This is a genomic window from Dactylosporangium sp. CA-052675, from assembly GCF_050947935.1.
In the GTDB taxonomy this organism is placed as follows: Bacteria; Actinomycetota; Actinomycetes; order Mycobacteriales; family Micromonosporaceae; genus Dactylosporangium.
On the sequence record NZ_CP192010.1, the window covers coordinates 630,691 to 651,356 of the forward strand.

22 protein-coding genes and 1 pseudogene are annotated in these 20,666 nt (G+C 73.2%); 16 read left to right on the top strand and 7 right to left on the bottom strand.

The annotated features are described in order from the left end of the window. Nucleotides 1-2: 2 nt before the first annotated feature. The gene (locus ACQP1P_RS02790) at nt 3-317 is read right to left on the bottom strand and encodes a hypothetical protein (protein WP_350612348.1); all 315 of its coding nucleotides are present in this window, start codon (nt 315-317) and stop codon (nt 3-5) included. A 330-nt stretch (nt 318-647) separates the two neighbouring features. Here ACQP1P_RS02790 and folP point away from each other — a divergent pair, with 330 nt between their 5' ends. From folP to ACQP1P_RS02825, 7 genes are all read left to right on the top strand, one after another. Beyond that, entirely contained in the window at nt 648-1,475 is an 828-nt protein-coding gene (folP, locus tag ACQP1P_RS02795) for a dihydropteroate synthase (protein WP_433089796.1), read from the top strand. Beyond that, nucleotides 1,472-1,846, top strand: a complete 375-nt coding sequence (gene folB, locus ACQP1P_RS02800) for a dihydroneopterin aldolase (RefSeq protein WP_433082798.1) — start codon at nt 1,472-1,474, stop codon at nt 1,844-1,846. Before folP ends, folB begins: the two co-directional genes overlap by 4 nt. 85 nt (nt 1,847-1,931) lie before the next feature. Continuing rightward, a complete protein-coding gene (folK, locus tag ACQP1P_RS02805) occupies nt 1,932-2,453 on the top strand; it encodes a 2-amino-4-hydroxy-6-hydroxymethyldihydropteridine diphosphokinase (RefSeq protein WP_433082800.1) in 522 nt (173 codons plus the stop codon). Between the two features lie 77 nt (nt 2,454-2,530). Next, the gene (locus ACQP1P_RS02810) at nt 2,531-3,040 is read left to right on the top strand and encodes a DUF3180 domain-containing protein (protein WP_433082802.1); all 510 of its coding nucleotides are present in this window, start codon (nt 2,531-2,533) and stop codon (nt 3,038-3,040) included. Between the two features lie 108 nt (nt 3,041-3,148). Continuing rightward, nucleotides 3,149-4,573, top strand: a complete 1,425-nt coding sequence (locus tag ACQP1P_RS02815; RefSeq protein ID WP_433082804.1) for an ABC transporter permease — start codon at nt 3,149-3,151, stop codon at nt 4,571-4,573. 10 nt (nt 4,574-4,583) lie between these two features. Continuing rightward, nucleotides 4,584-4,871, top strand: coding sequence for a hypothetical protein (locus ACQP1P_RS02820; RefSeq protein WP_433082806.1), 288 nt, complete (start codon nt 4,584-4,586; stop codon nt 4,869-4,871). 50 nt (nt 4,872-4,921) lie between these two features. Then, nucleotides 4,922-5,395 (top strand): hypothetical protein, encoded by a 474-nt coding sequence (locus tag ACQP1P_RS02825; protein WP_433082807.1) that lies wholly within the window; start codon nt 4,922-4,924, stop codon nt 5,393-5,395. Between the two features lie 137 nt (nt 5,396-5,532). On the opposite strand, the gene ACQP1P_RS02830 is transcribed toward ACQP1P_RS02825, so the two are convergent. Beyond that, the gene (locus ACQP1P_RS02830) at nt 5,533-6,528 is read right to left on the bottom strand and encodes an ABC transporter ATP-binding protein (RefSeq protein ID WP_433082809.1); all 996 of its coding nucleotides are present in this window, start codon (nt 6,526-6,528) and stop codon (nt 5,533-5,535) included. A gap of 2 nt (nt 6,529-6,530) precedes the next feature. Between ACQP1P_RS02830 and ACQP1P_RS02835 the strand changes: the two genes are divergently transcribed. From ACQP1P_RS02835 to ACQP1P_RS02850, 4 genes and pseudogenes are all read left to right on the top strand, one after another. Beyond that, nucleotides 6,531-7,214 (top strand): ABC transporter permease, encoded by a 684-nt coding sequence (locus ACQP1P_RS02835; RefSeq protein WP_433082811.1) that lies wholly within the window; start codon nt 6,531-6,533, stop codon nt 7,212-7,214. After that, a complete protein-coding gene (locus tag ACQP1P_RS02840; protein ID WP_433082813.1) occupies nt 7,211-7,897 on the top strand; it encodes an ABC transporter permease in 687 nt (228 codons plus the stop codon). Before ACQP1P_RS02835 ends, ACQP1P_RS02840 begins: the two co-directional genes overlap by 4 nt. A 94-nt stretch (nt 7,898-7,991) precedes the next feature. Further along, nucleotides 7,992-9,082 (top strand): annotated as a pseudogene (locus tag ACQP1P_RS02845) (glycine betaine ABC transporter substrate-binding protein). Between the two features lie 94 nt (nt 9,083-9,176). Further along, the gene (locus ACQP1P_RS02850) at nt 9,177-11,024 is read left to right on the top strand and encodes a hypothetical protein (protein WP_433082815.1); all 1,848 of its coding nucleotides are present in this window, start codon (nt 9,177-9,179) and stop codon (nt 11,022-11,024) included. Nucleotides 11,025-11,137: 113 nt separating this feature from the next. Here the strand turns inward: ACQP1P_RS02850 and ACQP1P_RS02855 are convergent, their stop codons facing one another. The 5 genes from ACQP1P_RS02855 to ACQP1P_RS02875 are packed head-to-tail and all read right to left on the bottom strand — an operon-like array spanning nt 11,138 to nt 14,971. Then, nucleotides 11,138-12,274, bottom strand: a complete 1,137-nt coding sequence (locus tag ACQP1P_RS02855; RefSeq protein WP_433082817.1) for an NADH-quinone oxidoreductase subunit D — start codon at nt 12,272-12,274, stop codon at nt 11,138-11,140. Between the two features lie 10 nt (nt 12,275-12,284). After that, nucleotides 12,285-12,584, bottom strand: a complete 300-nt coding sequence (locus tag ACQP1P_RS02860) for a type II toxin-antitoxin system PemK/MazF family toxin (protein ID WP_433082819.1) — start codon at nt 12,582-12,584, stop codon at nt 12,285-12,287. Beyond that, nucleotides 12,562-12,819 (bottom strand): DUF6364 family protein, encoded by a 258-nt coding sequence (locus ACQP1P_RS02865; protein WP_350612335.1) that lies wholly within the window; start codon nt 12,817-12,819, stop codon nt 12,562-12,564. Before ACQP1P_RS02865 ends, ACQP1P_RS02860 begins: the two co-directional genes overlap by 23 nt. 32 nt (nt 12,820-12,851) lie before the next feature. Beyond that, nucleotides 12,852-13,775, bottom strand: a complete 924-nt coding sequence (locus ACQP1P_RS02870; protein WP_433082822.1) for an SAM-dependent methyltransferase — start codon at nt 13,773-13,775, stop codon at nt 12,852-12,854. Continuing rightward, the gene (locus ACQP1P_RS02875) at nt 13,775-14,971 is read right to left on the bottom strand and encodes an amino acid deaminase/aldolase (RefSeq protein ID WP_433082824.1); all 1,197 of its coding nucleotides are present in this window, start codon (nt 14,969-14,971) and stop codon (nt 13,775-13,777) included. Before ACQP1P_RS02875 ends, ACQP1P_RS02870 begins: the two co-directional genes overlap by 1 nt. A gap of 196 nt (nt 14,972-15,167) precedes the next feature. On the opposite strand from ACQP1P_RS02875, the gene tmk reads away from it, so the two are divergent. The 5 genes from tmk to ACQP1P_RS02900 all read left to right on the top strand — a co-directional run bounded on the left by tmk (nt 15,168) and on the right by ACQP1P_RS02900 (nt 20,469). Beyond that, on the top strand, nt 15,168-17,318 hold the full coding sequence (gene tmk / locus ACQP1P_RS02880; protein ID WP_433082826.1) for a dTMP kinase: 2,151 nt from the start codon (nt 15,168-15,170) through the stop codon (nt 17,316-17,318). Further along, a complete protein-coding gene (locus tag ACQP1P_RS02885) occupies nt 17,315-18,514 on the top strand; it encodes a DNA polymerase III subunit delta' (protein ID WP_433082828.1) in 1,200 nt (399 codons plus the stop codon). The genes tmk and ACQP1P_RS02885 overlap by 4 nt, the downstream gene beginning before the upstream one ends. 335 nt (nt 18,515-18,849) lie before the next feature. After that, nucleotides 18,850-19,170, top strand: a complete 321-nt coding sequence (locus ACQP1P_RS02890; RefSeq protein WP_433082830.1) for a YbaB/EbfC family nucleoid-associated protein — start codon at nt 18,850-18,852, stop codon at nt 19,168-19,170. After that, nucleotides 19,167-19,514, top strand: coding sequence for a hypothetical protein (locus tag ACQP1P_RS02895; protein ID WP_433082832.1), 348 nt, complete (start codon nt 19,167-19,169; stop codon nt 19,512-19,514). The genes ACQP1P_RS02890 and ACQP1P_RS02895 overlap by 4 nt, the downstream gene beginning before the upstream one ends. Nucleotides 19,515-19,794: 280 nt before the next feature. Beyond that, nucleotides 19,795-20,469: a hypothetical protein gene (locus ACQP1P_RS02900; RefSeq protein WP_433082834.1), complete on the top strand. Its 675-nt coding sequence runs from the start codon at nt 19,795-19,797 to the stop codon at nt 20,467-20,469. Nucleotides 20,470-20,666: the final 197 nt, after the last annotated feature.

The following is a 20,666-nucleotide window of genomic DNA, read 5'->3' on the forward strand; positions in this document are numbered from 1 at the left end:
ACCTACTTGAAGATGAGGCTGACCAGCGAGTCACCGAAGAAGAACAGCGACGCCGCGCCGGCCACGAATGCCAGGCCGATGATCGCGATCGCCGAACTCGTCAGGACGCGCGAGACCTCACCCTTGCTGGCCCGGCCGATGAAGATGACGCCCAGCGCCGCCAGCAGGATCGGCACGATCTTGGTCGTGAAGAACGTCAGGATGCCGTCGGTGTTGATCGTCTTCGGCTCGGGTGTTGGCGTCGGCGCGAGGGCGATCGCATCCACGGCGCGTGCGGCCGAGCCCCACATCGCCTGGCCGATCTCCATCAACATCATCAGACCTCCCCGGAGGCGCGACGGGCGAGGTGCACGCCGCGCGTTAAGCCTCGCCGAAAAGACGACCCAGGGGTACAACCCTGGCTGCTGTGTCGTCCTCCGGCGGAACCTTATCCGGGCGTTTGCCCTGCTAAATACCCTTTGTCGGGTTTAACGGTCCGAATAACGTTCACTTGCAGAGAGTACGTTGCAGCCCTCTTTCCAACAAGCTGACCGAAGCGTGGTCAGTGTGCACAGTGTGCCTCGTGAGGTGGCTGAGCGCCTTCCCCCGGAGGTTGTCGCAGGTCGCCACCGGGCGGCCGCATTGAGTTGAGTACCTTCATTCAAGTGATGGTCTTGCGACGTTCAACGCCGCTCGTGATGGGCGTGCTCAACGTGACCCCGGACAGCTTCTCCGACGGTGGTCGCTACGCGGACCTCGAGGCCGCGGTGGCCCACGCGCGCCAGATGACCGCCGAGGGCGCCGACATCGTCGACGTGGGCGGGGAGAGCACCCGTCCGGGGGCCGGGCGCGTCGACGCCGCGACCGAGTCCGCCCGCGTGCTGCCGGTCATCCGCGCCCTGCACGCCGAGGGCATCGCGATGAGCATCGACACCACCCGCGCCGCGGTCGCCGCCGCCGCCCTGGAGGCCGGGGTCGCGCTGGTCAACGACGTCTCCGGGGGCCTCGCCGACCCCGACATGGGCCGGGTGGTGGCCGCGGCCGGGTGCCCGTGGGTGCTCATGCACTGGCGCGGGCACTCCCGGCGGATGGCGGAGCTGGCGGTGTACGGCGACGTGGTCAAGGAGGTCGCCGCCGAGCTGCTCGAGCGCGTGGACGCCGCGGTCGCCGCCGGCGTCGACCCCGAGCGGATCATCCTCGATCCCGGGCTCGGCTTCGCCAAGCGGCCCGAGCACACCTGGCGGCTCGCCGCCCACCTGCCCGACCTGGTCGCGCTCGGCCACCCGGTGCTGGTCGGCTCCAGCCGCAAGTCGCACCTGGGCCGCCTGCTGGCCGACGCCGAGGGCCACGACCGCCCGGCCGATGACCGCGAGGCCGCGACCGTCGCCACCACGGTGCTCTCGGTCGCCGCCGGCGCGTGGGGCGTGCGGGTTCACGACGTCCGTGGCAACGTGGATGCGATCAAGGTGTGGCAGGCGATGAGGGCGGCGGAGTGAGACCGGACAGCAGCGACCGGATCGCCCTGCGGGGGCTCACGGTCCGCGGCTTCCACGGCGTGTTCGACTTCGAGCGCCGCGAGGGCCAGGACTTCGTGATCGACGTCGACCTCGAGCTCGACCTGCGCCCGGCCGCGGCCTCGGACGACGTCAAGGACACCGTGCACTACGGCGAGCTGGCCGAGGGGCTCGCCGCGGTCGTCTCCGGCGAGCCGGTCGACCTCATCGAGACCCTGGCCCAGCGCCTCGCCGACGTCTGCCTGGCCGACGAGCGGGTGCGGGCCGCGACCGTCACGGTCCACAAGCCGCACGCCCCGATCCCGCTGCAGTTCGCCGACGTGGCCGTGGTCATCCGCCGGGAGCGGTCGTGACCGGTCCGGGGCGTAGCGGAGGGGCCGGTCACCGGGCGGCTCAGGTTTTCGGTCGCGCCACCGGCGAGCGAAGCGAGGAGGCGGCGTGACCCTGGCCGTGCTGTCGCTCGGCAGCAACCTCGGCGACCGCGAGGCTCACCTGCGGGGCGCCGTCGCCGGGCTCGGGGAGAAGGTGTTCCTGGTCTCGGGGGTGTACGAGACGCCCCCCTGGGGTGATCCCGACCAGCCGCACTACCTCAACGCGGTGCTGCTCGCGACCGACCCGGACGCCGCCCCGGCGGACTGGCTCGCGGCCGCCCACCGGCTCGAGGAGGCGGCCGGACGCGTGCGTGATCCCGCGCGCCGCTTCGGCCCGCGTACCCTGGACGTTGACGTGATTGCCGTGTGGAACGACGACGGGGCGCCGGTGACTTCCGGCGACCCCGAGTTGACCTTGCCGCACCCGCGCGCCCACCTGCGCGCATTCGTGCTCCGGCCCTGGCTCGACATCCAGCCGTACGCCCAGCTGCCGGGGCACGGATGGGTCAACGACCTGCTCCGCGCCGACGTGGTCGCCGCCGACCTCGCCGACCTGCGTCCAAGAGTTGACGTCCACCTCGATACGTGATCTGGAGCGGAAAGCAGATGGGCACGCCGTCACCGGAAGACCACAACACGAACGGACCGAACGGATCCAAGGGCCGGATGGAGCCGACCCGCCCGGCCACGCTCGTGATCGCGGCGCTCGCCACCACGGCGCTGGCCTGGATCGCCATCAGCAACTTCTGGAACAGCCTGCCGACGCTGCCCTGGCTGCCGCCGCTGACCCTGATCGGCCTGGCGATCTTCGAGGGCATCGAGGCGTACTCCACCCGCAACCGCATCCTGCGCAAGGAGGGCGCCGGCCCGCTGCAGCCGCTGGTGATCGCGCGGTACGCGGTCCTGGGCAAGGCCTCCGCCCTGGTCGCGGCCCTGTTCGGCGGCATGTACGTGGGCCTGTCCACCTGGTTGCTCACACAGCGCGGCGTGCTGGCCAAGGTGTCGGAGAACCTGCCCCAGGCCCTGCTCGGCGTGGCCGGCTCGATCGTGCTCATCGCCGCCGCGCTCTGGCTGGAGCGCTCCTGCCGCGTGCCCCCGAGCGACCGGGACAAGGACCTGCCCCGGCAGAACCGCCAGACCGGCGGCGACCGGACCCCTGACGACCAGAACGCCTGACCAGCCCGCCTGATCGGGGCGCCGGATCCGCTCGGCGCGCGGATCCGGCCCGATCGGCGCAGGATCCTCATGGAGAGGGTCTGTCGCCGGTCACATTCCGCGGTTACTGTGCGACCCGTACCCGTCGGCTGGCAGGAGGCGCGCGCCATGGCGTACGACGACTCGCGGTTCCGCGGTGAGCCCGGATTCCGGGAGGAGCCCGACTTCCGGTCGGGCGGCGTGCCCGAGGACGCGCCCACGCTGGGCGTCTCCAGTCAGTCCGTCTACACCCCCGGCAGCTTCCCGGTCTCGCCCGCCTACGGCTCCCCGGCCGCCGAGAGCACCGCGAGCCTGGAGCCCGACGCCCGGCGCCGGCTCCCGACCGCCCGTCAGCTCGGCGACGTCTTCGACGACCCCGAGCACGGCGAGCCCGGCCGCGACCGCTATGCCGTGCACGCCCTCTGGGAGCTGGTGCTGCTGCTGGCCGCGGGAGCGCTGCTGTACCTGCTCCGCGACGCCAGCCCCGCGGCGCTGCGCGGCGCCGAGCTGCGCGCGCTGCTGCTCTCCGGTGCCGAGCTCGGCCTGGTCGCCGTGGCCGCCGGCCTCACCCTGCGGGCCGGCGCGCCCAACCTGGCCCTCGGCCCGATCGCGTTCGCCGCGGCCCTCTTCTTCGCCAAGAACGCCGACCGCGGCCTGCTCATGACCGCCGCCATCACCGGGCTCATCGCCGTCGGCGTCGGCGTGGTGATCGCGGTGCTGGTCGTCGCCTTCCACGTGCCCGGCTGGGCGGCCAGCCTCGGTGCCGCCCTCGCGCTCATCGCCTGGATCATGAACCAGCCCGCCGAGCGGCTCGTCGCCGGCGCCTACGACCCGCACCCGCACGCGATGTGGTGGGCGATCGGCGTGGCCGTGCTCGCGGCCGGCGGCGGCGCCCTGGGCGTCATCCGGCCGCTGCGGCGCGGGCTCGGCCGCTTCCGGCCCGTGCACGACCCCGCCGACCGGCGCGGCGGCGGCGCGGCCACCTTCACCGGGCTGGCGCTGGCCGGGTCGGCCCTGCTCGCGGCGGTCGGCGGGGTGCTCGTGGCCCTCGACGAGCGCGGTGTCGCGGCCGGCGACGCGAGCGCCTCCTTCGGCGGGTTCACGGTCGGCGCGCTCGCGCTCGGGGCGGCGCTGGCCGGCGGCACCTCGGCCTTCGGCCGCCGGGGCGGGGTGCTCGGCACGCTGCTCGCGGTCGCCGTGATCACGCTGCTGCTGCGGTACACCGCGGCCGAGGGCTGGAAGCTGCAGCCGGTCGCGCTCGCGGCCGGCGCGATCGGCCTCGGCCTGGTGGTGACCCGGCTCGTGGAGACCTTCGGCCGCCCGCGCACCGCGGCGCAGGAGGCCGAGGAGGCGCCCTGGACCCCGCCGTCGATCACCGCGCCGCCGCCCGAGCCCGACGACAACTGGTCCCCGCCCTCGAGCCGCACCGGGAGCTGGCCCGCCACCAGCGCCTACGACACCTCGCGCGACTCCGATCGCGGCTGGGGAGTCGAGGAGCGCTGGGGCACCAGATAGCCTGGTGACCATGACTGACGTCACGCTCGAACAGCTCGATGCCCTTTCCACCGAGGAGCTGCGCGACCGCGCGTTCGCCATCGCGCGGCAGAAGCGCGACATCAAGTTCTTCTGGGATCTGTTCACGCACGTGACGTACAGCGACGAGGACACCCAGGACGGCTGGATCGGCTCCCTCGACGCGACCATCGACGACGCCGTCGCCCTGTGGCGGGAGGTCACCAAGCACGAGTACGGCGAGAACGAGCCGCTCGTGCGGGCCGCGTTCATCGACTACATCATGAAAGCCGACAAGTAGCACAAATCGTCGCCGGTTTATTTTTCGCGGCCGGGGGGCCTTATCCCGGCATGGCAATCACGCGATCCCGTTACCGCACCGCGACGAGTGCGGGTACGCTCGTCGCCTTTCTGCTGGTGCTGATCTTCGGCAGCCCCTGGTACGTCGACTGGACCCAGAAGGGCGACCGGGGCATCTTCCTGGAGACCCTGGCCTGGCCGGCCTGGGCCTTCGACAGCGACGCGTCCGTGCGCGACCTGCTCGGCGCCGACCTCAAGGCCATCCTGCTGATCGTCTTCACCGCGTTGTTCATCACGCTGCTGGTCGGCGCCCAGCTGGCCTCGTCGCGCGGCACCATCTCGGCGATCTTCACCGGGTGGGCCGCCTACATCTTCGCGGCCGCGCTGGCGGCCTTCCTCACCTCGTTCCTGCTGTCGAACCCGTCGTTCGGCCAGGCCACCGCGAACGCGGCCGGCGGCGCCGGCTACGGCCTGATCGTGGGCTGGATCATCGGCCTGGCGACGATGGCCGGGCGGCGGCCGTAACCGCCGCCCGCACCGCCGGACTCACGCGGGCGTGTCCACCGCCGCGGACGCCAGGGCGACCTGGACGTCGGCGGCGGTGAGCGCGCCGATCGGCAAGTCGCCGTCGCGCACCACCACGGCGCCGCGCCCCGCCGGACTCACGCGGGCGTGTCCACCGCCGCGGACGCCAGGGCGACCTGGACGTCGGCGGCGGTGAGCGCGCCGATCGGCGAGTCGCCGTCGCGCACCACCACGGCGCCGCGCCCCGCCGCCAGCATCGCCCCGAACGCCTCCCGCAGCGTCGCGCCGGACGACACCACCGGCGCGCCGTCGCCGGCCTCCGCCACCGGCCGCAGCCCGTCGGCGGGGATGCGCGTGACCGAGAGCCGCATGATCCCGCGGTCCTCGCCGACGAACCGCTCGACGAACTCGTTGCCGGGCCGCGCGAGCAGCTCGGCCGGGGTGGCGTACTGCTGCAGCTGCGCGTGATCGGAGAGCACCGCGATGCGGTCCCCGAGCTTGATCGCCTCCTGCAGGTCGTGCGTGACGAGGATCGTGGTCTTGCGCACCGCCCGCCGCAGCCGCAGGAACTCGTCCTGCAGCCGGCCCCGGTTGATCGGGTCGACGGCCGAGAACGGCTCGTCCATGAGCAGCACCCGCGGGTCCGCCGCGAGCGCCCGGGCGAAGCCGACCCGCTGGCGCTGGCCGCCCGAGAGCTCGTGCGGGTAGCGCTTGGCGTACTGCGCCGGGGGCAGCCCGACGAGGTCGAGCAGTTCGTCGGTGCGCGCGGCGGTCCGGCCCTTGTCCCAGCCGAGCATCCGCGGCACCGTGCCGACGTTCGTGCGCACGTTCTGGTGCGGGAAGAGCCCGACGTTCTGGATCACGTAGCCGATGGTCCGGCGCAGCTGCGTCGGGTCCGCGTTCGTGACGTCGGTGCCGTCGATGAGGATGCGGCCGCCGGAGGGCTCGATGAGGCGGTTCACCATCCGCAGTACCGTCGACTTGCCGCAGCCCGACGGGCCGATCAGCACCGTGACCTCGCCGGCGCCGATCTCGAGGCCGAGCTCCTCGACCGCCACCGTTCCGTCCGGATACACCTTGCGCAGCCGATCGAGCGTGATCGGCGCGGCATCGTGCTTCGCGGTAACGTCCACGCATGTCCTTCCTGGCTCGCGGTGAGGCGGGCAACCCCTGGTTCTCCTGGTCCTACGTCCGGGACAACGCCGACACGATCCGGGATGCGCTGCTCGACCACGTCGTGATCACGCTGTGGTCGGTGGCGATCGCGGTGGTCATCGCGATTCCGCTGGCGGTGCTGGCGTACTGGGTGCGCCCGCTCGCCACGCCGATTCTGACATCAGCCGGCGTGCTTTACACGATTCCGTCGCTGGCCCTGCTCGCCTTCCTGGCCCCGTTCATGGGCACCGGGCGGTCGCCGGTGATTCTCGCGCTGACGTCGTACGCCCTGATCGTGCTCATCCGCAACGCCCTCACCGGCCTGCTCCAGGTGCCCGACGACGTGCGCGAGGCCGCGACCGCGATGGGCTACAGCCGATCCGCCCGGCTCTGGCGCGTCGAGCTGCCGCTGGCCCTGCCGGGCATCCTCACCGGGCTGCGGCTCGCGACCGTATCGACAGTGGCGTTGGTCACGGTCGGCGCGATCGTCGGCTCGCACGGCGGGCTGGGCTCGCTGATCCTCGCCGGCTTCCGCAACAACTACTACAAGGCCGAGATCTCCACGGCCGCGATCGCCTGCGTCGCGCTCGCGCTCGTGCTCGATGTGGTGCTCATTCTGGTCAGCCGTTCGCTGACCCCTTGGACGCGGAGGCGCGCGGTATGAGCGTGATCAACGATGCATTCGTGTGGCTCAATGATCCCCTCAACTGGAGCAACCCGGGCGGGATCGTCGAGCGCCTGACGGAGCACATCGAGATCTCCTTGGCGGCGGTACTGATCGGCTGCGCCGTCGCGTGGCCCGTCGGCATCCTGCTGGGTCGGCGCGGGGCCGCCTCCGGCGTCATCGTGCTGCTGTCCAACCTGACCCAGGCCGTCCCCGTCATCGCGCTGCTGACCATCCTGTCGCTGACGCCCATCGGCCTCGGCAAGCCCGCGGTGATCATCGCGCTCGCGGTCTTCTCGCTGCCGGCCCTGCTCGCCAACGCGTACACCGGCATGCGCGAGGTCGACCCCGAGGTCCGCGACGCGGCCAAGGGCGTCGGCATGACCACGGCCCAGCAGCTCCTGCGCGTGGAGCTCCCGCTCGCGGTGCCGTTCCTGGCCACGGGCCTGCGCATCGCCACGACCACGGTGGTGGCCACGGCGACGCTCGCCACCGCGGTCAACGGCGGCGGGCTCGGCATGATCATCTCGGCCGGCTTCGGTCTCGGCCCCGGCCACGGCGGGCAGATTCTCGCCGGGGCGATCCTCGTCGCCGGGCTGGCATTGATCGCCGACGGTGTGATGGCGATCATTGAGCGCAAGCTCACACCAAAGGTCCTTCGCCGGGCCGCGGGCCGTTCCTGAGCGCAAAAGGTGATCTGTGCTACAGGCCGGTAACCGGTCGTTACGAAAACGTGCCTGGTTGCGGTTGCCGAATTTCCATCGCCGGAGTTGCCTATTGGACAGCGGGCGGGCTTTCTTGCCATTCAAGCGCCGTCCGTCGGACACGCGGCCGGTCACAGTGATCGCGCCGGGACACGGAAGGCGGGCCAAGTTTTGCGAACAGCCATACGCGCCACGCTCGGGGTATTCCTCTGTCTCGCCGGTGTGGGCCTCGCCGCCTGCGGTGAGTCGGGGTCCTCGGGCACCGAGGCGCCGGCTAGCGTCAGCGGGGCGGGATGCGCCCCGGTCGCTGGGGAGAAGCTGGTCGTCCTCGATGACGACAAGAAGCTCCAGCTGGCGGACAACGTGATTCCAGCGATCAACGCGAAGGTCGCCGACCCGGCGCTCATCGCCGCGCTGGACAAGGTCTCGGACGCACTCACCCCCGAGAAGCTGATCGCGCTCAACAAGGCGGTCGACGTCGACCGCAAGACCTCGAAGGTCGCGGCGGAGGAGTTCGCCAAGACCGCGAACCTCACCACCGGACTGGAGAAGGGCAAGGGCGGGGCCGTCAAGATCGGCGCCGCGGACTTCTCCGAGAGCGCCACCCTCGGCGCGCTCTACGAACTGGTCCTCGACGCCGCGGGCTACGACGCCTCGGTGCAGACCATCGGCAAGCGCGAGGTCTACTACGGCCAGCTCACCAAGGGCGACATTCAGGTCGTCCCGGAGTATGCCGCGACCCTCACCGAGTTCATCAACCAGTCCGTCAACGGCAAGGACGCCAAGACGCTCGCCTCCGGTGACGTCGACGCGACCGTGACCGCGCTGAAGGACCTGGGCGGCAAGCAGGGCCTGGCCTTCGGCAAGGCGTCGAAGGCGACCGACGGCAACGCGTTCGCGGTGACGTCGGAGTTCGCGTCGAAGAACGGCCTGAAGACGCTCAGCGACTTCGCGGCCAAGTGCTCGGGTCAGGCCACCGTCCTGGGCGGCCCCGCCGAGTGCCCGCAGCGCCCGTTCTGCCAGCCGGGCCTGGAGAAGACCTACGGCATCCAGTTCGGCAAGGTGCTGAGCCTCGACGCCGGCGGCCCGCAGAGCAAGGACGCCCTGAAGAAGGGCACCGCCTCGCTCGCGCTGGTGTTCTCGTCCGACGGCTCGCTGGGCTAGCCCGAAGATCGGAAGTCGTCCTCCCGGACCGCCGCATCGAGGCGGTCCGGGAGGACATTTCGTTTGTGGGCAAGTGCGGGTAAGTTCTCTGCTCATGCCGGCCGCGGAGACCACCGGACCACCCGGGGAAAAGCGGAGCACCAAGCTGCTCCAGCTGCTCTTCTGGGGTGGTGTCGGGCTGGCCCCGCTGGCCGCCCTGCTCCTGCTCGTGGGCAGCGGCTTCGTGCTGCAGTTCGCCGCGGTGCTCGGCCTGCTCGCCGTCGTGCTCATCGGCCTGTCGATCGCGCTGCGGCGCGAGGGCGAGACGGTCAAGGGCGAGGTCGAGGAGATGGTGTACGAGGAGATCGACACCCTTCGCGAGAACGTCCGCGCCGACATCACGCACGCCGCCCGCCAGACCCACGGCCAGCTCATGGAGCGCGTCGGGGTGCTGCACGAGACCGTCGACGCGCTGCGCAACCAGGTCGAGATGCTGCGCGGGCAGCTCGAGCGGGCCGCCGTCCAGCCCTCGCCGCCGAACCACCCGAGCGGCTCGGCGGCGGTGCCCCAGGGCGTGCTGCGGCACACCGAGACCGTGCAGGTCACCACGAAGACGATGGTCGTCGACCCGGCCGAGTCCCGCTCCGGCACCGTCTACGGCGGCGGGCCGCGCGCCGACATCCCGCAGCAGCGCCGCCCGGACCGCTCCGAGCGCATCGCGGCGCGCCCCGAGCCGCGACCCGAGCCGCGCGGCGAGGAGTACGGCCGCCGCCCGGAGCGCCGCGACGACTACGGCCAGCGGGACGAGCGGCAGGAGTACGGCCACCGCCAGGAGTACGGCCACCGCGAGGAGTACGGCGCCCGCGAGGAGTACGGCCACCGTGACGAGCGCCGGGACGACTACGGCCGCCGGGACGAGCGCGACGAGCACGGCCGCGGCGAGCGCAGCCGCGAGCAGCTGCGCGACCAGGCCCGCGAGCAGAACTCCTGGACCGAACAGCTGCTGCGCGAGCGGATGGCCCGGGCCGAGAGCGGCGAGTGGCCGCAGGCCCCGTCCCGCGGCGCCGACGTCGAGCGGCGCGGCGGGGGCCGGCGCCGGGCCGAGCCGGACGACGATGACGACAGCGTGACCGGCGTGCGTACCACCGACCGCTGGGCCTCCGTGCACAGCGACGAGCGCGGCGGTCGCGAGCTGCGCATGGGGGAGCGGCGCTCGGCCGTGCACGCCGACGAGACCGGCACGCACGTGCGCATCGAGGACCGCTGGGCCTCCGTGCGGCACGAGGGGTACTACCCGGACGACTCGCCCACCGGCGGCCACCGCGCCGGCCCGGACGACCGTGACGACCGGCATGACGACCGCCACGGCGAGCGGCGCGGGCGGCGGCGGGCCGACCCGGACGACCGCGACGACCGCGACGACCGCGACGACGAGGCCTACGACGCCCGGTTCGAGGGCCGCTACGAGTCCGGCACCGAGAGCCCCCGCCGCTCCGAGGCGCGGCGGGAGCGCGAGCGCAGCTGGGCCTCCGGCGAGCAGGCCCGGGTCGAGGTGGGCCGGCGGCCCGAGGGGCAGTGGTCGGAGAGCACCTACGAGGAGGGCCGGCGCGACGACACCGGCGCGACGCGCTGGTCCGAGGTGCGCCGCTCCGAGCGGGCGATCGGCGGTGCCCAGGCGGCGCTGCCCGCGTCCCCGGCCGAGCCGGCCTCGCGCTGGACGTCGGGTCCCCGCGAGGACGAGCGCTGGCCGGTGCCCGGGCGCGAGGACGAGCGCTGGACGTCGGGTCCCCGCGAGGATGAGCGCTGGCCGGTGCCCGGGCGCGAGGACGAGCGGGTGGCGCGGCGGGCGCGGGTGGACGACGACGAGGAGTACGGCTGGAACGGCGCTCGTGACGAGCACCGCGGCGGCCGGGCGGCCCGGCCGATCGTCGACTTCGAGGGCAGCGACGACCGCTGGCGCTGACCGGCTCTCGCGCCCGTCTGTCCCCCGCAGCGCACCGCGTCGGTCGTGCCCCGTGGTGTCGTGGCCCCGTCGCGTCGCGTCGCGCGACGTTGTGGCGGTGCCAGGAAACGACGCTACTTGTCGATGTCGCCGACGACGAAGAACATCGAGCCCAGGATCGCGATCAGGTCGGGCACCAGCGTGCCGGGCAGGAGCGTGGACAGCGCCTGCACGTTGGCGTAGGAGGCGGTGCGCAGCTTGAGCCGCCAGGGGGTCTTCTCGCCGCGGGAGACGAGGTAGTACCCGTTGATGCCGAGCGGATTCTCGGTCCACGCGTAGGTGTGCCCCTCGGGCGCCTTGACGACCTTCGGCAGGCGCACGTTCACCGGGCCGCTCAGCCGGTCCACCCGGTCGAGGCACTGCCGGGCGAGGTCGAGCGAGACGTACACCTGGTCGAGCAGCACCTCGAAGCGCGCGTGGCAGTCGCCCGCCGTGCGGGTCACCACCGGCACCGACAGCTCGCCGTAGGCGAGGTAGGGCTCGTCCCGGCGCAGGTCGAGATCGAGCCCGGAGGCCCGCCCGACCGGCCCGGACGCGCCGAACGCGGCCGCGTCGGCGGCGCTGAGCACCCCGACGCCCTTCGTGCGGGCCAGGAAGATCTCGTTCTTGCGGATCAGGTTGTCCAGGTCGGGCATGCGCCGGCGGACCTGGTCGATCGCGGTCCGGGCGCGGGTGGTCCAGCCGGCCGGGACCTCCTCCTTGAGCCCGCCGACGCGGTTGTACATGTAGTGCATCCGCCCGCCCGAGGCCTCCTCGAGCACGGCCTGGATCGTCTCGCGCTCGCGGAAGGCGTAGAAGACCGGCGTGATGGCGCCGATCTCCAGCGGGTAGGAGCCGAGGAACATCAGGTGGTTGAGCACCCGGTTGAGCTCGGCGAGGGCGGTGCGCAGCCACACGGCCCGCTCGGGGACCTCGATGCCCATCAGCCGCTCGACGGCGAGCACCACGCCGAGCTCGTTGCAGAACGCCGAGAGCCAGTCGTGCCGGTTGGCCAGCATGATGATCTGGCGGTAGTCGCGCACCTCGAAGAGCTTCTCGGCGCCGCGGTGCATGTATCCGATGATCGGCTCGGCGCTGATGACGCGCTCGCCGTCCAGCACCAGCCGCAGGCGCAGCACGCCGTGGGTGGAGGGGTGCTGGGGGCCGATGTTGAGCACCATGTCGGCGGTGTCGAGCCCGGCACCCGTGCCGACGGTGACCTCGGACGTCATGGGGTCAACTCTAGAGGTCCTGCAGGATGCGCAGCGCTCTCGATACGTTGTGCATGGTGCTCGTATCGGCGACCGCCACCCGCTCCACGAACCACCGCTTGAGCGGCGAGGAGAGCCGGTCGGGCATGACGACGTACTCGTCGAGCTCGACCGCGAGCGGCGAGTCGCGCAGCTCCTCGGCGTCGGTCACCTCGGCCACGATGACGACGGGGACGTCGGTGCTGTTGAAGACGTCCGAGCTGATGATCAGGCCGAGCCGTTCACGGGCACCCTTGATGAGCCACACTTCACCTCGACGCACGGCGTCCACGGTATAGCTCGGCGTCGACGATCGCGATCTCCTCCTCGTCGGCGAGTGCGGACGCGTCGAGATCGATCTTGGCGCGGCGGACCGCCTCGGCGTGGGCCGAGAAGATCTCCCGCAGGGCCCGCTCCTGCGTGGCGCGGTCGATCCACGCGCTGAGCGACACCCCGTCGCGCTCGGCCCAGTGCCGGGCGTCGGCGATGGTCTGGTCGGAGAACGAGAGGGTCACCTTCGTCGTCATGCCATCCAGTGTACCGCCGGTATGACCATCGGTCATACCCAGTGCATGACCCAGGAGTGGCCGCCCAGCCCGCCCGGGTCGGTGAGCTCGGCCGCGGCCGAGGCGCGGGCCAGGGCGCGCACGTAGGCGGCCGGATCGGTGCTCGCGAGCGCGAGGGGCGGCCGGGCGCCGTCCACGCCGAGCAGGCGCAGGGCCTCGCGCTGGGGCAGGACCGGCGCGCCCAGCGAGTCGAGCGCGACGTGCGCGGTCAGGTCGCGTTCGCCGTCCGGCACCGGCTCGACCGGCCGGCCGTCGCGGAACGCGGCCAGCGTGCCGAACAGCGGGCGTCCGGCCGCGAAGTGCCCGTAGTCCACGGCCAGGGCCAGGCCGCGCTCGACGGTGGCCACCGCGGCGGCCCAGGCCTCGTCGCGCGGCCGGCCGATCTCGGCGCGTGCGCCCGGGGGGGCGCCGTCCAGCGGCCACCAGCGGTCCAGCCACGCCCGGTCGGCCGGGGCGATGGGGTCGTCGGCGGGGGTGAGGTCGCTCTGGAGGTACCGAATCCGGAAATCGGTGCCGAGCTCGACGATGTCCACGGGCACGTTGTCGAGCCACTCGGTGGCCATCAGCAGTCCGGCGGTCCCCTCGGGCGGCGTCGTGGCCCACCCGATCGGGGACGGCAGATCACCCGGTCGAGGGGCCCGCTCGACCCCGGTCGCGCGCACCCGCCGGCGCAGGTCGCCCGGCAGCGCGGCCAGGACCGCGATCAGCAGTTCGCCGCGGCCGGCGCCGACGTCCACGAGGTCGAGGCGCGCCGGGCGGTCGAGGGCCTCGTCGAGGCGGCCCAGCAGCGTCGCGACGGCCCCGGCGAACAGCGGCGAGGCGTGCACGCTGGTGCGGAAGTGATCCGCCGGGCGGTGCCGCAGGAAGAAGCCCTCGGGTCCGTAGAGGGCCGCCTCCATCGCCTGGCGCCACAGCATCACAGGAACGCTCGGCCCTCGCCGCGGTAGGTCGGGACGACGTCGACGATCTGGTCGCCCTGCACCAGGTGCACCTCGTTGACGTGCTCGCACAGCTCGCCGGCCTTGGAGTGGCGGAAGTACACCCGGTCGCCGACCCGCAGGCCGGCCGCGCCCGGGCCGACGAGCGGGGTCTGGACCTCGCCCGCGCCCTCGGTGCCGATCAGCTTGAGGCCCTCCGGCAGCCAGGGCAGCGGCTGGCGCGTCGGCGACGTCTCGCCGGAGGCGATCCAGCCGCCGCCGAGCGTGGTCACGGTGTTCGCGTCGGGGCGCCGCACGACCGACAGGGCGAAGAACGCGGCGGGTTGCGGGCGCCAGTTGGTGTACCCGTCGAAGAGCCACGGCCCGAAGAGCCCCGATCCGGCGGCGACCTCGGTCACGGCCGGGTCGGCGGCCGTCGCGGCCACGCTGCCGGTCCCGCCGCCGTTGACGAACTCCAGGTCGGCGTGGCGGCGCACCTCGGCGACGACCGCGGCCCGGCGGGCGAGCAGCTCCGGCATCGAGCGGCGCTGGATGGCCCGGATCAGCAGGCCGCGCACCGGGCGCCCGGGCGGGGCGTCGCCCAGGCCGGCGATCTGCGCCTCGTACGACATCAGCCCCACCAGGCGGAACCCCGGCCGCGCGGCGATCGCGGCGGCCAGCTCGCCGGCCTGCCGCGGGCTGTGCACGGGGGAGCGGCGCACGCCGATGTGCACCTTGGACACCGGCCGCCAGGAGGCGTCGAGGTCGATGCAGACGCGCACGGGCGCGGCCCGCCGATCGGCGGGGACGAGCGCGTCGAGGAGGTCGAGCTGCTCGACGCCGTCGACCATCACCGTGATCGTGGCGGCCAGCCTCTCGTCCGTGGCCAGGCGGCGCAGGGCGGCGCGGTCGGCGGTGGGGTAGGCGACCAGGATGTCCTCCGCGGTGCCGTGCCCGGCGAGCCAGATCGCCTCCGGAAGGGTGAACGCCATGATGCCGCGCCAGCCCGGCCGGGCCAGGGCGCGCTCGATCAGCGCGCGGACGCGCACCGACTTGCTCGGCGCGCGCAGCGGCTTGCCCGCGGCCCGGTTCACCAGGCTTGTGCTGTTGCTGTCGAAGGCATCCAGGTCCACGATCGCGAACGGCGGGTCGAGATCGGCGGTAGCCCGGTCATAACGGGCACGAGCGTTGGACACGACGTCACGGTAACCGGTGCTCCAGGAAGATGAAAGAACCTCGCGTCCTTGGGCGCGCCTCCGGAATTGTCGGGGGTGGCCTGTAGCGTGAGGACCGGAGATTCTAGGGGGTGCCGCCATCGCCAGCAGCGATCTTTCCGGATTCGGGGAGCTGAGCGCCGTCCTGCGCATCCGGCCTTTCCGCCGGTTGTGGGCGGTGCTGGGCCTCTCGTCCCTCGGCGACTGGCTCGGCCTGCTCGCCGCCTCCACGTTCGCCGCCGCGCAGGTGTCCAACGAAGCCGCCCAGGGCGTCGCGTTCGGCTCGGTCATCGCCGTGCGCCTGCTGCCCGCGCTGATCCTCGGGCCGGTGGCGGGCGTCTTCGCCGACCGGTTCGACCGGCGGCTGACGATGGTCGTCTGCGACCTGCTGCGCTTCGCGTTCTTCGCCTCCATCCCGGCCGCGGCCCTCGTCACGCGCGACGCCGCCCTGGTCATCACCTGGACCGCGATCGCCACCTTCGTGATCGAGACGGTCGCGATGATCTGGACGCCGGCCAAGGAGGCGGCGGTGCCCAACCTGCTGCCCCGGGCGCGGCTGGAGACCGCCAACCAGCTCACCCTGGCCACGACCTACGGCATCACGCCCGTCGTCGCCGCGCTCGTGCTCATCGGGCTGCAGTGGCTGATCACCGCGATCTTCGGCCCCGTCACGCCGGCCGGACTGCAGCCCAGCACCGTCGCGCTGTGGTTCAACGCGCTGACGTTCCTGGCCACCGCGGGCACCGTGTTCTTCGGCATCCGCGAGATCAGCGGCCGGCGCACCGCGGGGGTCGAGCGCAAGCCGGGCATGATCCGCGAGTTCACCCAGGGCTGGGCCTTCGTCAGCAAGACGCCGCTCGTGCGCGGTCTGGTGCTGGGCATCTTCGGCGCCTTCGCCGGCGGCGGCGTGGTGGTCGGCACCGCCAAGTTCTACGCGACCTCGCTGGGCGCCGGCACCAAGGCGTTCGCGCTGCTCTTCGCCGTGCTCTTCCTCGGCCTCGGGGTCGGCATCGCGGGCGGACCCAAGCTCGTCGGGGCCCTGTCCCGGCGCCGCTGGTTCGGCCTGTCGATCATCCTGGCCGCCGGCTCCGTGCTCATCCTGGCCCTGGCCACCCACCTCACCATCGCCGTGGGCGGCGCGCTGCTGGTCGGCGTCGGCGCCGGCATGGCGTTCCTGTCCGGCACCACGCTGCTCGGCGGCGAGGTCGCCGACGACATGCGCGGCCGCGCCTTCGCCTTCGTGCAGATGGGCACCCGCGTGGTGCTCATGCTCACCATCTCGCTCTCCAGCGTCATCGTCGGCCTCGGCGGCACCCGCACGATCAACCTGGGCTTCTACGCCTTCGACGTCTCCAGCACCCGGCCCCTGCTCGCCATCGCCGGCGTCCTGGGCGTCTTCGCGGGCCTGTTCGCCCTGAAGCAGATGGACGACAAGAAGGGCGTGCCGATCCTCGCCGACCTGATCGGCTCGGTCCGCGGCCGCCCGCTCAGCCCCGCCGACCCGCGCTCCGCGAGCGGGGTGTTCATCGTGTTCGAGGGCGGCGAGGGCGCGGGCAAGTCGACACAGGTCAACCGGCTCGCCGACGGGCTGCGCGCGACCGGGCGCGAGGTCGTGGTCACCCACGAGCCGGGGGCCACGCCGGTCGGGTCGCGCATCCGCAGCCTGGTGCTCGACCGGCCGGCCGAGGGCGGCGAGGCGGTGACGCCCCGGGCCGAGGCGCTGCTCTACGCGGCCGACCGGGCGCACCACGTGGCCTCCGTGGTCCGTCCGGCGCTGGAGCGCGGGGCGGTGGTCATCAGCGATCGGTACGTCGACTCGTCGCTCGCCTACCAGGGCGCCGGGCGCACGCTGCCGGTCGACGAGGTGTCGTGGCTGTCGAAGTGGGCGACGGGCGGGCTCAAGCCGGACCTCGTGGTGCTGCTCGACCTGGACCCGTCGGTCGGGCTGGCGCGGGCCGGCAAGCGCGGGGCGGCGGACCGGCTGGAGAGCGAGTCGCTGGCCTTCCACGAGCGGGTGCGCTATGCCTTCCTCGACCTGGCCTCGGCGGACCCGAGCCGCTATCTCGTGCTGGACGCGACCAACGAGGTCGACGCGCTGGCGGAGGGGATTCTGCAGCGGGTGCGGCACCTGATTCCCGAGGCCGAGTCCTCCATCGAGAAGGTCCTGCACGACGCGGCCGAGGTCGCCTCGGTCCTGACGGGCGATCCGGACCCCTCCTCCGCCGGCCCCCGCCGACGTTCCGCCGCCGACTCCTCCGACGACCCGGACGCCCCCGGGCAGCCGGGCGGGGCCTCCGGCCTGTCGTCCGGTCAGGGGTCGCGGGTATGACGCCGCCGATCTTCGACGAGCTGGTCGGACAGCCGGACGCCGTGGCGACGCTCTCGCGGGCCGTCGAGGCGGCCGGCGCGATCGTGCGCGGGGACGCGCCGGACGCGGCCGGGCAGCAGGCGATGACCCACGCGTGGCTGTTCACCGGGCCGCCGGGGTCGGGGCGGTCGGTCGCCGCGCGCACGTTCGCCGCGGCGCTGCAGTGCCCCAACGGCGGCTGCGGCACGTGCCCGGCCTGCCATACCGCGCTGACCGGCACGCATGCGGACGTGCGGTTCGTGGTGCCGGAGGGCCTGTCGATCGCCGTCGGCGAGATGCGCGCGCTGGTGCTGCGGGCCGCGAGCTCGCCGACCCAGGGGCGCTGGCAGGTGCTGCTGGTCGAGGACGCCGACCGTCTGACCGAGGCGGCCGGCAACGCGCTGCTGAAGGCGGTCGAGGAGCCGCCGCCGCGCACGGTCTTCCTGCTGTGCACGCCGAGCACCCACCCCGACGACATCTCGGTGACGATCCGGTCGCGCTGCCGGGTCGTACCGCTGCGCCAACCCCCCGCCGAGGCCATCGCCGCGGTCCTGCACCGCCGCGACGGCATCGACGAGCAGACCGCCGCGTGGGCGGCCGCGGCGTCCCAGGGGCACGTCGGCCGGGCCCGGCGCCTGGCCCGCGATCCGCAGGCGCGCAGCCGGCGGGACGCGGTGCTCGCCGTGCCGCGCCGCCTCACCGGCATCGGCGCCGCCTTCGACGCCGCGAGCGCCCTCATCGAGGCGGCCGAGGCCGAGGCCGCCGCGTCCGTCGCCGAGCTCGACGCGAAGGAGCGCTCGGCCCTGGAGACGGCTTTGGGCGCGGGCGGCACCGGCAAGGGCGCCGCGGGCGCCGTGCGGGGCTCGGCGGGCCAGCTGAAGGACCTCGAGCGCCGCCAGAAGTCCCGCGCGACCCGGGCCCAGCGCGACTCGCTGGACCGCGCCCTGGTCGACCTGGCCGGCTTCTACCGCGACGTGATCGCCAACGCCTTCGGCGCCGACGTGGCCCCCGTGCACGGCGACGTCGACGAGCTGGCGACGGCCGCGGCGGAGAAGTGGACGGGCGAGAGCGCGCTGCGGCGGCTGGAGGCGGTGCTGGAGTGCCGCGTCGCCATCGAGGCGAACGTGAAGCCGCGGATCGCGGTCGAGGCCATGATGCTGGCCCTCTGGCGGGGCTGATCCGGGGGCACGACCTTCGGTTCCGCGCCAGCTTTGCGCTGCCGCGTGCTCGCGCCGGCCTTGCGCTGCGGCCTGCTTGCTCTGGCTTTGCGCTGCGGCCTGCTTGCTCCGGCCTTGCTTTTGCGTTCGTGGAGGGCGCGCTTGTTCTCGGCGTGGCTGGGGCGTCGTTTGGTCTCGCCCTGGCGGCGGCCCGTGGGCGACGCATCGACGGTGGTCGGCGGTCCGGGCTCCGGTTACCCGTCGGTTGTGGATAGCGGGGCGGGGTTATCCACAGGGTTGGATTCGGTCTTCCGTGGGGGTGTCGGGGTGCCGTACGGTCGGGCGCGGGAGGTCGAATGGGGCGCGAGATCGACGAGACTTGGATCGAGGAGGCGGTCGAGCGCTACCGCCGCATCGAGGAGCTGCAGGCCCGGTTCGACAAGGCGGTGACGACCGTCGAGGTGGCCGTGCGATCGGCCGACGGGCTGGTCGAGGTCCTGGTCACCGCCGACGGAACGATCCGCGACGTGCGCATCGAGGGCACGCTGCACAATCGGTCGAGCGAGACCGTGTCGCGCTCGGTCCGCGAGGCGGTGACCGCCGCCGCGGACGCCGCGGCCTGGGCGCGCCGGAAGCTGCGGGCCGAGACCTTCGGCGACTACCGCGAACTCCAATGACATCGACCATCGTGGGCGCGTCCCGGGCAACGGCCGGCCGGGCGGGGGAAGAGATGCGACTCGAAGACCTTGCACAGCGGCTCGAGGAGGCCGGCGACCGGCTGGCCCGGGCCAGCACGACCATCAACATCATCGACCCCGGCGCGCGGGCGTTCGGGGCCGACTCCGACGGCGCACTCGGGCAGACCGGACGAGACCTGCACCGGCTGCTCGCGATTGCCCTGAACGACCGCGGACGCGAGGCCGTCGAGCACGGCGCGCGGCTGGCCGAGACGGCACACGCGCTGCGGCGGGCGGCCGCGGGCTATCGCGGCGCCGAGGAAGACGCTCAGGGGCGGCCATGACGGACGTGCTTGATCGGCTCGGTTCTGCGCCGCGGTTCGATGCCGGAGCGGACCATCGGGGGCGGCTATGACGGACGCGCTTGATCGGCTCGGTTCTGCGCCGCGGTTCGATGCCGGAGCGGACCATCGGGGGCGGCCATGACGGACGCGCTTGATCGGCTCGGCTGTGCGCCGCGGTTCGACGCCGGAGCGGACCATCGGGGGCGGCGATGACGGACGTGCTGGGTGGGCTGGGCTGTGCGGTGCTGTTCGGTGCCGGAGTTGATCGTCGGGGGCGGCGATGACTGACGCGCTGGATCGGCTGGCCGGGCCGGGCGACGATCTGTTTCGCCGGGTCGAGGTGGTGCTTGACGCGGGCGGGGTCTCGGCCGGTAGTCGCGTCGAAGGGCTGCTGGTGCGGGTGGGGGCGATGCCCGCGGAGGTGCTCGAATACGCGTTGCGGCTCGACGTGGGCTCGATCCGCGCCGCCGTTCAGGAGCTGCGCGGGCTGGGGGACCACTTTCGCGTGCTGCCGGAGCGGCTCTCCGCCGATGTGCGGGGCAGCGGCTGGGAGGGCAGCGGGGCCGAGGCCTTCGGCGTCGCGTGGGCCGCGCTGGCCGCGTTCATCGGGGGCGACGAGGACAGCATCGTCGGGCGCGTCGACGCCACCGCCGCCTATCTCGACGGCGTCGCCGGGTGGGCCGAGCAGTTCCGGTCCGAGCTGGCCGAGGCCGTTGCCTGCGTCCTGCAGTCCGCCGAGGCCGTCGTCGTCGTGACCGCGGCGCAGGAGCCCGAGGCCGTCGCGGCGGCGGGGCGGATCGCGGAGCGGGTGCTGCGGACGGCCGCCGACGCGCTCGATGCGGCCGATCGGCTGCGGACGCGGTATGAGGGGCGGCTCGGCGCGCTTGAGTATCTGCCGCCGCAAGTGCCCCGGGGCGCCGCCTCCATCGCCGGAGTCACCAGGGTGGCGCTGTAGGCCGGTCCCGCCGATCAGCCGGCCCCCGCCAGGGTGGCGCTGTAGGTCCGGGCCCGCCGATCAGCCGGCCCCCGCCAGGCCGAGATTTCGCGCGGCACACGCAGCGCGGCCGGTTCAGATTCCGGCTGCGCGGGCCAGGTGTTCGCGGGGAGACTTCCACGCGGCGTGCCGGGCCCGGATTGCGTGTGTGGGGACGC

Coding starts and splice junctions, on each gene's coding strand:
- ACQP1P_RS02790 (WP_350612348.1), bottom strand. CDS start 317: ATGATGTTGATGGAGATCGGCCAGGCGATGTGGGGCTCGGCCGCACGC.
- folP (WP_433089796.1), top strand. CDS start 648: ATGGTCTTGCGACGTTCAACGCCGCTCGTGATGGGCGTGCTCAACGTG.
- ACQP1P_RS02810 (WP_433082802.1), top strand. CDS start 2,531: ATGGAGCCGACCCGCCCGGCCACGCTCGTGATCGCGGCGCTCGCCACC.
- ACQP1P_RS02820 (WP_433082806.1), top strand. CDS start 4,584: ATGACTGACGTCACGCTCGAACAGCTCGATGCCCTTTCCACCGAGGAG.
- ACQP1P_RS02825 (WP_433082807.1), top strand. CDS start 4,922: ATGGCAATCACGCGATCCCGTTACCGCACCGCGACGAGTGCGGGTACG.
- ACQP1P_RS02835 (WP_433082811.1), top strand. CDS start 6,531: ATGTCCTTCCTGGCTCGCGGTGAGGCGGGCAACCCCTGGTTCTCCTGG.
- ACQP1P_RS02840 (WP_433082813.1), top strand. CDS start 7,211: ATGAGCGTGATCAACGATGCATTCGTGTGGCTCAATGATCCCCTCAAC.
- ACQP1P_RS02850 (WP_433082815.1), top strand. CDS start 9,177: ATGCCGGCCGCGGAGACCACCGGACCACCCGGGGAAAAGCGGAGCACC.
- ACQP1P_RS02855 (WP_433082817.1), bottom strand. CDS start 12,274: ATGACGTCCGAGGTCACCGTCGGCACGGGTGCCGGGCTCGACACCGCC.
- ACQP1P_RS02865 (WP_350612335.1), bottom strand. CDS start 12,819: ATGACGACGAAGGTGACCCTCTCGTTCTCCGACCAGACCATCGCCGAC.
- ACQP1P_RS02870 (WP_433082822.1), bottom strand. CDS start 13,775: ATGCTGTGGCGCCAGGCGATGGAGGCGGCCCTCTACGGACCCGAGGGC.
- ACQP1P_RS02885 (WP_433082828.1), top strand. CDS start 17,315: ATGACGCCGCCGATCTTCGACGAGCTGGTCGGACAGCCGGACGCCGTG.
- ACQP1P_RS02890 (WP_433082830.1), top strand. CDS start 18,850: ATGGGGCGCGAGATCGACGAGACTTGGATCGAGGAGGCGGTCGAGCGC.
- ACQP1P_RS02895 (WP_433082832.1), top strand. CDS start 19,167: ATGACATCGACCATCGTGGGCGCGTCCCGGGCAACGGCCGGCCGGGCG.
- ACQP1P_RS02900 (WP_433082834.1), top strand. CDS start 19,795: ATGACTGACGCGCTGGATCGGCTGGCCGGGCCGGGCGACGATCTGTTT.